Raw genomic sequence first — 14863 nt, forward strand, 5'->3', positions numbered from 1 at the left:
CGCGTTTTCAGGCATACAAACCATCATGAACGGTATCCAACTGATCGTCGGCCTGGGCAACCCTGGCGCGCAATACGAAGCTACTCGGCATAACGCCGGCTTTTGGTGGGTGGATCAATTGGCACGCCAACATGGCGCCAGCCTCAAGCTGGATAGCAAGTTCCATGGGCTGCTTGGTCGCGCACGTATCCAGGGGCAGGATTGCTGGCTGCTGGAACCCAACACCTTCATGAATGCCAGTGGCCGCGCCGTTGCGGCGGTGGCCAACTTTTACCGTATCCCGCCACAGGCCATCCTGGTCGTGCACGACGAACTCGATCTGCCGCCCGGTGGCATCAAACTGAAAAAAGGCGGTGGCCATGGCGGCCACAATGGCCTGAAGGACATCGCCGCTGCGCTCGGAACACCTGATTTCTGGCGTTTGCGCCTGGGCATCGGTCACCCGGGTGATCGCGATGCGGTGGTCCATTTTGTATTACACACGCCGTCACGTGACGAGATGCGCAGCATCGAGATCGCCATGGACGAAAGCCTGAACGCCTTACCCCAGTTGATCGATGGCGCTTTTGAAGCGGCCATGCTCAAACTGCATACCAAACCCAAGACTGTCGCCAAGGTAGAAAAATCATGAAATGCGGAATCGTCGGCTTGCCCAATGTAGGCAAATCCACCCTGTTCAACGCCATCACCCGTGCGGGCATCGCGGCCGAGAACTACCCGTTCTGCACCATCGAGCCCAATGTCGGCATTGTGGAAGTGCCGGATCCACGCCTGAAGCCGCTGATCGATATCGTCAACCCGCAAAAGGTGCAACCCGCCATCGTGGAATTCGTGGACATCGCTGGCCTGGTAGCGGGCGCCTCCAAGGGCGAAGGTCTGGGCAACAAGTTCCTGGCCAACATCCGCGAGACCGATGCCATCGCCCACGTGGTGCGCTGCTTCGATGACGGCAACGTAGTGCACGTGGCTGGCAAGGTCGATCCGCTGTCCGACATCGAGGTGATCAACACCGAACTGGCACTGGCTGACATGGAAACCGTGGAAAAGACCCTGCACCGCGAAGGCAAGAAAGCCAAATCCGGTGACAAGGAAGCCATCGCGCTGTGCAACGTGCTGGAAAAGGTACAGAAGCATCTGGATACCGGGGCACAAGTGCGCACCCTGGGCCTGGATGTCGACCAGCTCGCCATCATCAAGCCGCTGTGCCTGATCACCGTCAAGCCGGTGATGTACCTCGCCAACGTCAATGACGACGGTTTCAGCGACAACGCCCTGCTCGACAAAGTGGTCGCGCTGGGCAAACAGGAACATGCGCCTGTGGTGGCCATCTGCGCCAAGATCGAAGCCGAGATCTCCGATCTGGAAGAAGAAGACAAAGCCCTGTTCCTTGACGAGATGGGCCTGGACGAGCCTGGCCTGGACCGCGTCATCCGTGCCGCTTACAGCCTGCTGGGTCTGGAGACCTACTTCACTGCAGGTGTGAAGGAAGTGCGGGCCTGGACGGTCAAAAAAGGCTCCACCGCTCCGCAAGCTGCAGGTGTGATCCACACTGACTTCGAACGTGGCTTCATCCGCGCCGAAGTCATCGCCTACGACGAATACGTCAAGCACAAGGGCGAACAAGGCGCCAAGGAAGCGGGCAAGATGCGCCTGGAAGGCAAGGACTACATCGTGCAGGACGGCGACGTGATGCACTTCCGCTTCAACGTCTAATCACTCGACCGTGTCACAAAAGCACGCGTTTTGCTTTGACTTTAGTGCGCTGAAAAAATAGAATAGCGGACTTTTGTGAATTACGGTTCTTCAACTGTTTTTGCAAACATGGTTTACGCGTGGTGATGTAGCTCAGCTGGTTAGAGCACAGGATTCATAATCCTGGGGTCGAGGGTTCAAGTCCCCCCATCACCACCACTCTTTATGCGGCTCCCAGCGATGGGGGCCGTTTTCTTTTGCACTCTGTAACGCCCCCGGCGACAGCGGATTTCTGTGTCCTCAATAGGTCACACAATTTACTCAGGATGCCAAGGCCGGACTGTGGCCCAAGCTGATAAACTTGAGCTGTAGGAACCCTACCGTATTCCGTGTGCCTAAAAGGCCACTTCCCCCGTTCAGCTCGATAAGGAAATCAATGAAACGCTTTGCCATCATGCTCACGCTCATGTTCACCTGCCTCAGCCTGTTCAGCACCGCCGCGGACGCCAGACGTCTGGGTGGCGGCAGCAGCTTCGGCAAACAACGCGATCTGGCACAAAAACCTGTGCAGCGCGACGCCCAGCAAACCACCAATACCGCGCCGGCCAAAACCACCCCACCCGCCAGCAACAGCAGCAAGTGGCTGGGGCCTTTGGCTGGCCTGGCCATCGGTGCCGGCCTGGCCACGCTGTTCTCGCATCTGGGCATGAGTGAAGGCATGGGCATGCTGATGCTGGCCTTGCTGGCAGGAGCGCTGGTGCTGTTCCTGATCGCCAGATTCAGCAAAGCGCGCGCACCTGCCATGCAATATGCAGGAGGCAGCCCGGCTTCACTGCCACAGCGCATGCTGGAGCCAACTAGCTTTGGTGCTGGCTCGGCAGGCAGCAACGCCGCGCCCTCGCTGGCGACAGCGAGCATGGCGGATACCAGCATCCCCGCTGACTTCCCCACCGATGCCTTCCTGCGTAACGGCAAGCGCTCGTTCATCCGTCTGCAAGCCGCCAACGACCGCAAGGACCTGGACGACATCCGCGAGTACACCACCCCCGAGATGTTCGCCGAGATCGCCATGCAACTGAGCGAGCGCGATGCCTCGCCGCAGAAGACCGATGTGGTAGCGCTGGATGCGCAACTGCTGGAAGTGAACGAAGAAGGCGATTACGCCATCGCCAGCGTGCACTTCCGTGCGCAGCTGCGCGAGAATAACGGCCCGGTGGAGCAGGTCAGTGAGGTGTGGCATGTGCAGAAGTACCTGCGTGATGACAATGCCTCCTGGCTGCTGGCCGGTATCCAGCAGATGAACTGATCCAGTTACCCTTGATCCAGTTGCAGATAGCGACAATTCATACCTGGCGACAATAAAAACGGCACCTCAGGGTGCCGTTTTTATTGCTTGCCCTATCCCGTAAAAAAACAGGCTGCAGGCTGGCTTAAAGCAGCCTCATAGCGTCCCGATGCGCTGGATCTCCTGCTGCGTCGCCATGCGATCCAGCTTGTCCAGCGGCAAGGCGGCGAACAGCTTGATGCGGTTCTCCAGATACAGACTGGCCTGACGGAACGCTGCGCGCTTGTCCTCATCACTACCGCCTATGGCAGCCGGGTCTTCCACTCCCCAGTGCGCCGTCATCGGGTGTCCGGGCCAGACCGGGCAGATTTCGCCAGCAGCGTTATCGCAGACGGTGAAGATAAAATCGATGTGCGGCGCATCCGCGCCAGAGAACTCATCCCAACTTTTGCTGCGCAAGCCTTCCGTGGAGAGCCCATGCGCCTGCAGTGTCTCGATGGCGTAGGGGTTCACTTTGCCGGTCGGGAAACTGCCCGCACTGTAGGCCATGAATTTTCCGCGCCCCCAGTGCTGCATGAGCTTTTCCGCCATGATGCTGCGTGCGGAATTGCCCGTGCACAGAAACAGCACGTGATACACCTTGTTATCTGACATTTGCACCTCTCCTAAACATGTTCTGGTTTCGAGCTGGCTGGAGTCTGCGGGCAGCACGTGGTGCTGGGCGCGCATGCAGTGGGCGCACCCTGACAGCAGTTCTCGGTCAGGTAGGCGATCACGCCATTCATGGCCATGTAATTGGCGCTGTGCAGGATGGTGGTGCCCTTGCGTTGCGTGGTGACCAAACCGGCATGCTTGAGTTGCTGCAAGTGGAAGGAAAGTGTGGCGTTGGGCACGTTCAACTGCTCGCCTATGGCCCCCGCCGCGAGGCCAGGCTCGCCAGCCTGTACCAGCAAACGGAAGATATCCAGGCGGGTCTCCTGGGCCAGCGCATCCAGCGCAGTGATTACAGTTTGTCTTTCCATATTTCTATAATTATGGAAATATAATGCCATGTCAACACCCTTGCCTGCCTGCTCACCACTTAACGACGAGCCTGATGTCCATGTCCAACGCTGACCAGCCCTGCCCGAGCGCGCAAGCTGCAAACAGCAGAATGCCGTTGTTCGAACGCTATTTAACGGTGTGGGTGTTCCTGTGCATAGGCGTGGGCATAGGGGCTGGCTACCTGTTCCCATTAGGGTTTGTAGCGCTGGGTGAGATGAAACTGGCCGAGGTGAATCTGCCCGTGGCGGCGCTGATCTGGCTGATGATCATCCCCATGCTGCTCAAGATCGAGTTCCGCGCGCTGTCGCAGCTGCGCCAGCACTGGAAAGGCATAGGCGTCACCCTGTTCATCAACTGGGCGGTGAAGCCCTTTTCCATGGCCTTGCTGGCCTGGCTGTTCATCCGTGTGCTGTTCAGGGACTGGTTACCCGCCGACCAGATCGACAGCTACATCGCCGGCCTGATCCTGCTGGCCGCCGCGCCGTGTACCGCGATGGTGTTCGTGTGGAGCAACCTCACACACGGCGAACCGCTGTTCACGCTGAGCCAGGTAGCGCTCAATGACCTGATCATGGTGTTCGCCTTTGCGCCTTTGGTAGCCTTGCTGCTGGGCTTGTCCGCCATCACCATCCCCTGGGATACGCTGCTGCTGTCGGTGCTGCTGTACATCGTGGTGCCGGTGATCCTGAGCCAGTGGCTGCGTGCCGCCATGCTGCGCCGCAGCGACAGCGCCCTGCCGCAGTTACAGAAGCGCTTGCAGCCCGTCTCCATGCTGGCGCTACTCGCCACGCTGGTGCTGCTGTTCGGTTTTCAGGGTACGCAGATCCTGCAGCAACCACTCATCATCGCCTTGCTGGCCGTGCCTATCCTGATCCAGGTGTATTTCAATGCCGGGCTGGCGTATGGGCTGAGCCGCAAACTGGGAGTGGCGCATAACGTGGCTTGTCCGGCAGCGCTGATCGGGGCCAGCAACTTCTTTGAGCTGGCGGTGGCCACGGCGGTGAGCCTGTTCGGCCTGAACTCCGGGGCGGCACTGGCCACTGTAGTGGGCGTGCTGATCGAGGTACCGGTGATGCTCAGCGTGGTCTGGTTGGTGAATCGCAGCCGGGGCTGGTATGAGCGTGGGCTTTAGCGGCCAGGCGGTTATTAGTGACCATATACCTAGCGTTTGATGCAGATCAACAACCTTAAACGCTAGTCGCTGCACCATGCATGCTCACCTTATGGGAGTGCATCATGAAACACATGCTCACGCTGGAAAACTTCATCATGGTCATCGTCATTGGTCTGATCGCCCTGTCTTACCTGAGCTTCTTCTCGGTCATCATGTGACGCAGGCGCGCGTCAGCCGGTATTACGCAAGCCGGCAGCGATGCCGTTGATGGAAAGCTGGATGCCGTTCTTGATCTTGGGCGCGTTCTCGCCCTGGCGGTAGCGCCGGATCAGCTCCACCTGCAAATGGTTGAGCGGGTCCAGATACGGCAGGCGGTTGCGGATGGAGTTGGCCAGCATGGGCTGCGCCGCCAGACGCTGCTCACTCTGCAGGATGAGGTTGAGCGCCTGCGTGGTCAGCGCATGCTCGTGCTCTATGGTGGCGAAGATGCTGTCGCGTAGCGCCTCGTCCTCCACCAGCTGCGCATAGCGCCGTGCCACCACGATGTCCACCTTGGCCATCACCATGTCCACATTGGCGATCAGCGTACTGAATAGCGGCCACTCGTTGGCCATGTCGCGCAGGGTCTGCAGGCGTGTGGCTTTCTGCTCTTCATCTTCCACATTCAGATACTGGTGCAGTGCGCTGCCCAGGCCATACCAGCCCGGCAGTAACAAGCGGCATTGCCCCCAGGAAAAGCCCCAGGGAATGGCGCGCAGATCTTCGATGCGGCCGGTGGCCTTGCGCGCCGAGGGGCGGCTACCGATATTGAGTTCGGCGATCTCCGAGATGGGCGTGGCGTTGAAGAAATACTCAGCGAAGCCCGGCGTCTCGTACACCAGGCTGCGGTAGCTGCTCATGGCGGTGGTGGACAGGTCTTCCATCAAGCCTTCGTAGCTACGCCGCCGCTTGGGCTCCAGCGTGTCCTGCGGGAACAGGCTGGCGTCCAGCGTCGCCGCCACCAGCGTCTCCAGATGCTGCTTGCCCACTTTGGGGTCGGCATACTTGTTGGCGATGATCTCGCCTTGCTCGGTCAGGCGGATCTGCCCATCCACGGTGCCATCCGGCTGTGCCATGATAGCCTGATAGGTCGGGCCACCGCCGCGCCCTACCGTACCACCGCGGCCATGGAACAGGCGCAAACGGATGCGCGCCTGGTTGAACAGCTCCACCAGCGAGATCTCGGCTTTGTAAAGCTCCCAGTTGGAGGTCAGGAAACCGCCGTCCTTGTTGCTGTCCGAATAGCCCAGCATGATCTCCTGCTCGTTACCCTGATTGCGTAGCACGTGGCGTATGCCCAGCAAGCTCAGCCATTGCCCCATGATGAGCGGCGCGTTGCGCAAATCGGCGATGGTCTCGAACAGCGGCACGATGCTCAGCTCCAGTTGCACTTTCTGCGAACCCCAGATACCGCGCAGCAGGCCGGCTTCGCGCTGCAGCAGCGCCACTTCCAGCAGGTCGGACAAGGTCTCGGTGTGCGAGATGATGTATTGCCGCACCGCACGCGGCCCGAAGGTGCGCCGCAGCTCGCGTGCCTTGTTAAGCACGCCGATCTCGGTGTGCACCAGTTCGGAATATTGCTGGAACGGCGAGAACAGCAGGCGCGGCTGTTTCAGCTCGTCGAGCAGGGTCTGGATCTTTTCGTCTTCGGTCAGCGTGGCGTAATTGAAATCGTAGCCCGCCTTGTGGAACAGCTCGCGGATCACATTCTCGTGCACATCCGACGACTGCCGCAGATCCACCGTGGCCAGATGAAACCCAAAGGTCTCGATGGCTTTGGTGAGTTTGCCCAGACGCGGGTAGATCAGCGCATCGCCACACAGGCTGCGCAGCGAGCTGCTGATCACATTGAGGTCGGCCAGCAGCGCGTCGGCATCGGCATAAGGCAAGGCGCCGGGCAACTCACCCGGCTGCCCCAGCAGGCTGGCCGCCGTGCTGCACAAACGGTCGTAGATGCTGTTCAGCGCCAGGCGGTAGCACTCGTCCTGGCGGTGTGGCGACTGGTCGCGCGAGGCCTTGGCCAGCATCAGTACATCCGGCGTCACTTCCACCAGCCGCGATGAAGGCGACAACTCGCGGCGCAGCGCGTCCAGCTCTTTACGGTAGTGGTTCATCACCGTGCCGGATTGCAGACGGATGGCCTCGTTGAGGGTGTCGCCATCCACAAAGGGGTTGCCGTCGCGGTCACCGCCTATCCAGCTGCCCATCTGCAAGAAGGCGGGCAACTGATAAGGCGCGTCCAGCGTACCGGCATAGTGCTGGTTGATCTCGCCTTCCAAATCCTGCAGCAACTCGGGGATCACATCGAGGAAAGTGGATTGGTAATAGCTCAGCGCATTCTCGATCTCGTTGTACACGGTGAGTTTGGAGAAGCGCAGGATGCGGGTCTGCCACAAGGCATGCACCGCGCCCTCGATCAGCAGATGGTTACGCGCCAGCTCTTTGCGCGACACCAGCCCGCCACGCTCGGCCAGCAGGTCGGCCAGGATGCGTTCGGTATCGAGGATGGTCTTGCGCTGCACTTCGGTGGGGTGCGCGGTCAGCACCGGGGACACCAATGCGGTGCGGAAAAACGCATCCACCTCGCTGAATGCCAGTTCCCTGTGCACGATCTTCTGGACCGAGTGCGCGAGCATGTCGGGCGCCAGATTATCCTCGTTGAGACGTGTGAGTTCGTGCGAGTAGAGGTCTTCGGCGATATTCACCAGGTGCTTGAAATAGCTGAACGCGCGTACCACGGCGATGGTCTGCTCCGGGCTGAGCTGCATCAGCTTGGCTTCCAGCACGGCGGACGCCTCGGCGTCGTTGTCGCGGTGGAAGCGTACCGCCAGCTTGCGGATATCCTCGATCACGTCAAAGGTTGCATCGCCATCCTTGGCCTTGATGGCGGCGCCGAGCACACGGCCCAGATAACGGATGTTTTCCTTGAGCTTCTTTTCTAGGGCGGCACTGGTATGGCTCATACTGGATCATCTATGCTGGTGAAAGATGGTGATGCTCAAGCAACAACTGCACCACGCAAAAACAGGCAGGCGCATACTAGCGATAAGCCTCCATCGTCGCAACAGAACCGCACATGAGAGAACCGCACATGCACGCACTGATCTATCTGCCTGGCTTCAACTCCGGCCCGCAAAGCGAGAAATCGCAGCAACTGCAGATGGCCTTTCCTGGCCTGCAGGTCGCCCATTACGATAGCTGGCATCCACAACAGGCTTACCTGCAGCTGGACACCCTGATCCAGGCGGCAGACGACCCGCTGCTGATCGGCTCTTCGCTGGGCGGCTTCTGGGCTTATCAGTTCGCCAGCCGTCTGGGGCTGCGCTGTGTGCTGCTCAACCCGTGCATGCACCCGGAGCGCTCGCTGCGTTACGCCGTAGGCAAGGTGACGCATTACTACAGCGGCGAGACCGGCGTGATGACAGATGCAGATCTGGATCAGTACCCGACTTACCGTGTCGCCCCACACCCGCGCTTTGACCCCATGCAGCATTGCACCGTGCTACACGAGCAGGGCGACGAGACCATCCCCTGTCAGGAGAGCGTGGATAATTTCAGTGGGCGTGCCAGGTTGCGGCTCATCGCAGGTGGCCATCACCGTTTTGCACGGCTGGATATCGCCATCACCGAGATACGTGCATCATGTGCGTCACGATGAACTATGTTGTGTTGAATCTTTTTGTGTTTGAAACAATCACAGTGTGACTGATCACGAAAGCCTGCCATGCGTACCCTGCCGACCTCAAAACCTATAATGTCCAAACTGATAGCATCCAAACTGATGTTATCCAGCCTGAGCTTGTCCCTGCTGTTACCGTCCCTGAGTGCCCAGGCACAGCCCACGCGGGAAGAACTGTTCGCCATGTTCGCCTCTGTGGTGCAAGTCACGGTGACTTTTCCGGATGGCAGCACTGGGACTGGCTCCGGCGTGGTGATCGAGGGTGACCATGTGGCCACCAACTGCCATGTGCTGGCCAATGCCAACGGGGCCAATATCACCAAACTGCAGCAAGCCTACACGCCCATAGCCCTGAAAGCGGACTGGAAACACGACCTGTGCCTGCTGAAATTTGACGGCCTGCCCATGAAGCCCATGCCGCTGCGCGATACCGCCAGCCTGCAATACGAGGAGCCCGTGTTCGTGCTGAGCTACCCCGGCGACAACCCGGTGCCACAACCTTCGTTCGGCAGCGTCAAAGCACTCTACCCCTATGACGGCAGCGTGATTCTGCGCTCGGATGCCTCGTTCGCACTGGGTTCCAGTGGTGGTGCGCTGTTCGACCAGAACAAGCACCTGATTGGCATCACCACCTTCAAGAGTCCGGGACGTGGCAGTTATTTCTACAACCTGCCGGTGGAATGGATACGCAAGCTGCTGGATGCCCCGGAGATACGTACCTTGACGGCGACGGATATGCCGTTCTGGAGCCTGCCCGAGCAGGAGCGGCCGTTCTTCATGCAGGTAGTGATCCCGTTCCAGAAACGTGACTGGGCCACCGTGGAGCAGATCGCCCAGACCTGGCACGCCAGGGAGCCCGCCAATATCGACGCCCTGTACTACCTGGGCAGCGCACAGCGTGGCTTGAAGAAGCTCAGCGAGGCACGCACCACCTTCACCAGCGTGATCACCCAGAACCCGCGCCATCTGGACGCCATGTCCGGTTTGGCGGAGATCGCACTCAGCAATGGCGACAAAGCCGAGGCACTGCGCATGGCGGCGTTGATGCAGCCACTGGATAGCTACGAAGCAGAAACGCTGGAAAAACGCATCAGCGCACTGCCTTGAACCTGCGCTAAAGCCTGGCTGTAAGATCCAACCAGCGGCCAAGCCAGCCTGGCAAGGCCAACCCGGTCCGCCCTGCAGCATCACCCCACATTACTACTCCATCATACAAAAGCAGGCCGCCATGCTTTTGTATCGAGGCCCCTAGTTGCCAGGCTCTTCGCTGATGTCTTCCGCCAGGAAGCCACCACTCTGATGCTTCCACAAGCGCGCATACAGGCCATTCTGTGCCAGCAGTGCAGCGTGATCGCCCTGCTCCACGATGCGTCCACGGTCCAGCACCACCAGCCTGTCCATGGCCGCAATGGTGGACAAGCGGTGCGCGATGGCGATCACGGTCTTGCCTTCCATCAAGCGGTACAAGCTGGTCTGGATGGCGGCTTCCACTTCTGAATCCAGCGCACTGGTAGCCTCGTCCAGTAGCAAGATAGGCGCATCCTTGAGCATGACGCGGGCGATGGCGATACGCTGGCGCTGCCCACCGGACAGCTTCACCCCACGTTCGCCCACATGCGCATCGTAGCCGCTGCGCCCCTTGGGGTCGGTCAGCGTGAGGATGAATTCGTGCGCCTCGGCATGTTTGGCCGCCACGATCATGTCTTCCTCGCTGGCATCCGGCCGGCCATACAGGATGTTCTCGCGCACCGAGCGGTGCAGCAGCGAGGTATCTTGCGTGACCATGCCGATCTGCGCGCGCAGGCTGTTCTGCGTGACCCTGGCCACGTCCTGCCCGTCGATGAGGATGCGGCCCTGCTCCAGATCAAAGAAGCGCAGCAAGAGATTGACGATGGTGGATTTACCTGCACCGGAACGCCCCACCAGGCCGATCTTCTCGCCGGGGCGTATGGTCAGCGCAAAATCCTCGATCACGCGCCGCGTGCTGCCGTAGGAGAAGTCGATCTGCTCGAAGCGCACTTCCCCCTGCGTCACCTGCAAGGGCTGCGCTTCGGCGTGGTCGTTGATGCTATGCGGCCGCGACAAGGTGTTGATGCCGTCCTGCACCGTACCCACCTGCTCGAACAGCGACGTCATCTCCCACATCACCCAATGCGAAATGCCGTTGAGGCGCAGCGCCATGGCCGTCACCGCCGCCACCGCACCCACGCCCACTTCACCCTTGCTCCACAACCAGATGGCGATGCCGGTGATGCTCAGGATCAGCACCATATTGAGCACGTGGTTGATCACCTCCACACTGGTCACCAGCCGCATCTGCCCATGCACGGTGCCCAGAAACTCCTGCATGGCCGAGCGTGCATAACCCGCCTCGCGGCCCGCGTGCGAGAACAGCTTCACGGTGGAGATGTTGGTATAAGCGTCGGTGATGCGGCCAGTCATCAGCGAGCGCGCATCCGCCTGCGACTGCGACACCTTGGCAAGGCGCGGCACGTAATAACACATGGAGGCGATGTAACACACCAGCCAGCCCAGGATGGGGAACAACATCCACAGATCAAAACTGCCGACGATGAACACCAGCGTGACGAAATAGATGGTCACAAACACCAGAATATCCGCCATGATGAACCACACATCACGCACCGCCAGCGAGGTCTGCATCACCTTGGCCGACACACGCCCGGCGAACTCGTTCTGGTAGAAATCCATGCTCTGGCGCAACATCAGGCGGTGAAAGTTCCAGCGCATGCGCATGGGGAAATTACCGGCCAGCGCCTGATGCTTGATCAGCGATTGCAAGCCGATCGCCAGCGGGCTGGCCAGCAGAATGCCGCAGATCAGCAACAACATGCTGCCATGCTCACTCCACAACTGGTCCGGCGGCACATCGCTCAACCAGTCCACCACCCGGCCCAGCAGCGCGAACAACATCGCCTCGAACGCGCCGATCAGCGCGGTGAGCAAGGTCATCAGCGCAATGTGGCCGCGCAGCCCCTGCGTACACGCCCACACGAACGGCCAGAAGCGCTTGGGCGGCGGCGGAATGTCATCATCAGGGTAGGGGTACAGCAGCTTTTCAAACCAGGCGAACATGCAGAACTCCGAAAGGGAGAAGTGGCGAGACCGGATTGTAGCCGGTCTAACACGGGAAACAGATAGGACCGTCAGCGAAACGGGATGTTTCCGTAAGGCGGTCGAGAGGGAAATAAGTGGAGGTTGGCGGTAGTGACGAGAGGGCTAATTGAGATGCTACGGCTTGTTTTAGGGGATCCATCAAACGTGGGTAAGATCAGTCTAACCCTATTATTAAATTAAGCGGCGGATCGAGCTCATCCGTTTGAACAACTTGTTGGTGTGATTGGGTTGGCTTAAGGTTCATGACTAGCAACCTGGAGGCTTATGCTGCTTAGGAAGATGACCGCATAGTTTCCAAGGCTGTAGTGGCCTAGCGTTTAGGCAGCGCTTCTCCGGATCAGAAGCATCTTCTCTGTAAGCAGGGCACGAGCAGGCAATGCAACTTGTATCGGCTTGCCCCGGGTAATGACAGAGTGGCGGCTCTTTTTTCTTTTCTTTAAGGCCGACGCTCGATTTTTTTGTGCTTCGGTTCTTGTGAATTGCCATTTCATTCCTCGCTTCATTTCAAGCCCAAGCTAGAAGTCACAGGCGCTGCGCGGTTTTATCGCGCAGCGTCCGCGCGCACTGCTGGGTTATGCCGCACACCGCACCCCGATTAACGTAAAGATTAACCCCGCAATGAAAGCGGCTCCTGCGCCCCACTGGAGGACGTGATAGGAGCGAGCGAGAACATGGAACATTGCGTCGCGAACAGTACGAAATACCCGATCAGAATCTTCTTCCGCATCAAAGCGTGACTTGGCGTCTTGGAATCGGTATCGGTCGCGGGATGAGTTAAATGCGGACACGTATTTCAAAATTATGAGTAGCAGAATCGCTGAGACAAATGCCCAAGCGCCTACGTACTGCCAAAGTGAAACTACAGCTTTGGCCTGAATAAAACCGACGGATGCCGTAGCTGCAGCGCCATTCGCCAGCCAGAGATGTTTTTCAAGGTCTACGATTCTCTCCGACTCAAGCACCCGCGATTTGTCCCAGTAGTCATTGAGACTTGCTTCAAGTTTCATGAGATCGTCTGCGCAGTAGGCGCTACGTTTTTTGTCTTGGAGATTAAACATGGGCACCCGCTTGTGTGGCATAACGCCTAGTGAATGATGGGTAGGCTAGATGTACACAACGGCTGATTTTGGAGCCCAACCGTTGCGCTCTGCTAATACTTGCCATTCAGGTTTTTTTGTTGAAATCTAATAATAGGGGCAGACACGATATTAAGGTTGCGTTGTTTCTCTGAATATCGTGTCTGCCTCTATTATTTTCACGAAAGCTCGCTGAAAATTCTCATTGTGCCCAACGCTGCAGTTCACCCGCGGCTTGGCTGGAGCGGCGAAGTCGCAGAGGCCGGCACGTCGGGTGAAACTGATGGTTAGACACTACGGCCACCTTCACTTGAATGTCTTGTTCGCGTGCACGGGCAAGATGTACACGCCTTGAAGCAGGTGTTCAACGACGTCCATAGCCAGTCCTAACTGCTCGTCAGAATGCGGCTTGACTTCATGGGCGGCATCGTTTCCGAGTGTTCTGACCTTGTGGAGGATGTCCGCACCATCTTTAGTTAAGACGCCCTGCGATACCAAATCGTTGATTTGAGAGTACAGGTCATGGCCTTTTGCCTTCTTATCCTTACAGACGGTTTCGATGAGCGCTCGAACGCCAACACCACATAGCACCGGTTGTCCCGCATTCAATGCCTTCATCGTCTCGGCATAGATGCGAGCGGTTTGATCCGGTAGAAGATATGCATCCACCAACTTTGGTCTTCCCTCATTTGGATTAGGAAATATGTAGACAACCCTCGCGTGCTCGTACTCGTCTTCACTAATCTGAACGTAGTCTTCGGAATTCGAATCGACCCTCCGAAACGAAACGGCTTCGCACCCTTGGCATTGCACCGTCTGCAGGACCGAAGTCCAGTGATAGTAGTCATCAGATCCCATTGGCTCACTGCCATTTAGATCCACGGATGCCAGAACAAGATGCTTCGTTGCGCGCCTGCAATCGCGGCAATCGACGTCGACTTTCTCATTTACGGATTTTCCAACTTCAACTTTCATGACTCACCTATTGTACATAACGTACTTTGGGGAAATGGGTTATGCCCCACTTACTATACAAGCAACGGAACGACAACTTTTGCTACTTTGATAATGCTGGAAAGCCCTCCGCCATCCACTAGCCAAGTGAAAAAATCTCCTTCAACCCTCCGCTTAAGTATAGCGGTCTGAAGTGTTAACTTCGTATCAGTGAGTGAAGAGTATTGAACTATCTTTTCTGTGCTTAGCTCATGTAATTGTTTTCCAGCCAGAAGATCCTTTTGTTTTTTCTCAACTGAATTTTTCGCGGCTTCTAGATCGTCTGTCTTGAGGGAGCTTAGTATTGTGTTGACGGCACTGGCTATGTCAGCGGGGGCTGCGCTGGAGAAAAACCCAACGTAATCGAACTTTCCGTCCTTCTTGTTTTTTTCTGCTGCGTCAGCGGCGATGGTCCCAATCTTTATCAAATTTTCAATTACTTCAACTGCGCTCATAACAGTCTCCAAAGAATTAATTCGTTGATTTAATTTCTTTTAGTTCGGTTGCTGACTGCCGATACGCCTCAATTGAGGACTTGACGGCATTACAAGCGGCATCTTTCACTTGATCGTTTTTCTCACTCAAGCAGCGATCAAAAGTGACTTTCATTACCGATGCGTGCTCCTCTGCTACTGTTGCGTAAGCCTTTATTGCAGCGTTCGAGGCGCATCCAGTTGCAAGCGATGCGCAAGCGAGAATTACAAAGATTGATATAGGTTTCATAAACCCTCCTGTGGGTGCCCAACAGAGATTTACCCCATATCCATCTGGGCGCGCAGAGATGGGGCATAACGTTCAAGTTT

Annotated in this window: 14 protein-coding genes and 1 tRNA gene; 7 read left to right on the forward strand and 8 right to left on the reverse strand. The window is 57.7% G+C overall.

Going from position 1 to position 14863, the window contains the following annotated elements:
- Positions 1-25 precede the first annotated feature (25 nt).
- The 4 genes from pth (at position 26) to ED236_RS03135 (ending at position 2998) form a co-directional block, all read left to right on the forward strand.
- Positions 26-631 (forward strand): aminoacyl-tRNA hydrolase, encoded by a 606-nt coding sequence (gene pth / locus ED236_RS03120; RefSeq protein WP_123236447.1) that lies wholly within the window; start codon positions 26-28, stop codon positions 629-631.
- Positions 628-1713: a redox-regulated ATPase YchF gene (ychF, locus tag ED236_RS03125; RefSeq protein ID WP_123236448.1), complete on the forward strand. Its 1086-nt coding sequence runs from the start codon at positions 628-630 to the stop codon at positions 1711-1713. The genes pth and ychF overlap by 4 nt, the downstream gene beginning before the upstream one ends.
- A 121-nt stretch (positions 1714-1834) precedes the next feature.
- Positions 1835-1911, forward strand: a tRNA-Met gene (locus tag ED236_RS03130).
- Positions 1912-2128: 217 nt separating this feature from the next.
- Complete coding sequence (locus tag ED236_RS03135; protein ID WP_123236449.1) at positions 2129-2998, forward strand: Tim44 domain-containing protein; 870 nt, start codon at positions 2129-2131, stop codon at positions 2996-2998.
- 135 nt (positions 2999-3133) lie between these two features.
- Here the strand turns inward: ED236_RS03135 and ED236_RS03140 are convergent, their stop codons facing one another.
- Together ED236_RS03140 and ED236_RS03145 are read right to left on the reverse strand one after the other, a co-directional pair.
- Entirely contained in the window at positions 3134-3631 is a 498-nt protein-coding gene (locus tag ED236_RS03140) for an arsenate reductase ArsC (RefSeq protein WP_123236450.1), read from the reverse strand.
- Between the two features lie 11 nt (positions 3632-3642).
- Entirely contained in the window at positions 3643-3999 is a 357-nt protein-coding gene (locus ED236_RS03145; protein WP_123236451.1) for an ArsR/SmtB family transcription factor, read from the reverse strand.
- 131 nt (positions 4000-4130) lie between these two features.
- Here ED236_RS03145 and arsB point away from each other — a divergent pair, with 131 nt between their 5' ends.
- Entirely contained in the window at positions 4131-5153 is a 1023-nt protein-coding gene (gene arsB / locus ED236_RS03150) for an ACR3 family arsenite efflux transporter (RefSeq protein ID WP_123236452.1), read from the forward strand.
- Positions 5154-5365: 212 nt separating this feature from the next.
- Here the strand turns inward: arsB and ppc are convergent, their stop codons facing one another.
- Positions 5366-8137, reverse strand: coding sequence for a phosphoenolpyruvate carboxylase (ppc, locus tag ED236_RS03155; protein WP_123236453.1), 2772 nt, complete (start codon positions 8135-8137; stop codon positions 5366-5368).
- A 113-nt stretch (positions 8138-8250) separates the two neighbouring features.
- Between ppc and ED236_RS03160 the strand changes: the two genes are divergently transcribed.
- On the forward strand, positions 8251-8832 hold the full coding sequence (locus ED236_RS03160; RefSeq protein WP_240032003.1) for a YqiA/YcfP family alpha/beta fold hydrolase: 582 nt from the start codon (positions 8251-8253) through the stop codon (positions 8830-8832).
- Between the two features lie 96 nt (positions 8833-8928).
- Positions 8929-9960 carry a S1 family peptidase gene (locus tag ED236_RS03165; protein WP_123236455.1) on the forward strand — a complete coding sequence of 344 codons (1032 nt, stop codon included), beginning with the start codon at positions 8929-8931 and terminating at the stop codon, positions 9958-9960.
- Between the two features lie 141 nt (positions 9961-10101).
- Here ED236_RS03165 and ED236_RS03170 read toward each other — a convergent pair whose 3' ends face one another.
- The 5 genes from ED236_RS03170 to ED236_RS12355 form a co-directional block, all read right to left on the reverse strand.
- Entirely contained in the window at positions 10102-11949 is a 1848-nt protein-coding gene (locus ED236_RS03170; RefSeq protein WP_123236456.1) for an ABC transporter ATP-binding protein, read from the reverse strand.
- A 614-nt stretch (positions 11950-12563) separates the two neighbouring features.
- On the reverse strand, positions 12564-13049 hold the full coding sequence (locus ED236_RS03175) for a hypothetical protein (RefSeq protein ID WP_123236457.1): 486 nt from the start codon (positions 13047-13049) through the stop codon (positions 12564-12566).
- 324 nt (positions 13050-13373) lie between these two features.
- A complete protein-coding gene (locus ED236_RS03180; protein ID WP_123236458.1) occupies positions 13374-14042 on the reverse strand; it encodes a DUF4145 domain-containing protein in 669 nt (222 codons plus the stop codon).
- 53 nt (positions 14043-14095) lie between these two features.
- On the reverse strand, positions 14096-14515 hold the full coding sequence (locus ED236_RS03185) for a hypothetical protein (protein ID WP_123236459.1): 420 nt from the start codon (positions 14513-14515) through the stop codon (positions 14096-14098).
- 16 nt (positions 14516-14531) lie between these two features.
- On the reverse strand, positions 14532-14783 hold the full coding sequence (locus ED236_RS12355) for a hypothetical protein (protein WP_148042240.1): 252 nt from the start codon (positions 14781-14783) through the stop codon (positions 14532-14534).
- Positions 14784-14863: the final 80 nt, after the last annotated feature.

The sequence above is a fragment of the Pseudomethylobacillus aquaticus genome, assembly GCF_003730115.1.
In the GTDB taxonomy this organism is placed as follows: Bacteria; Pseudomonadota; Gammaproteobacteria; order Burkholderiales; family Methylophilaceae; genus Pseudomethylobacillus; species Pseudomethylobacillus aquaticus.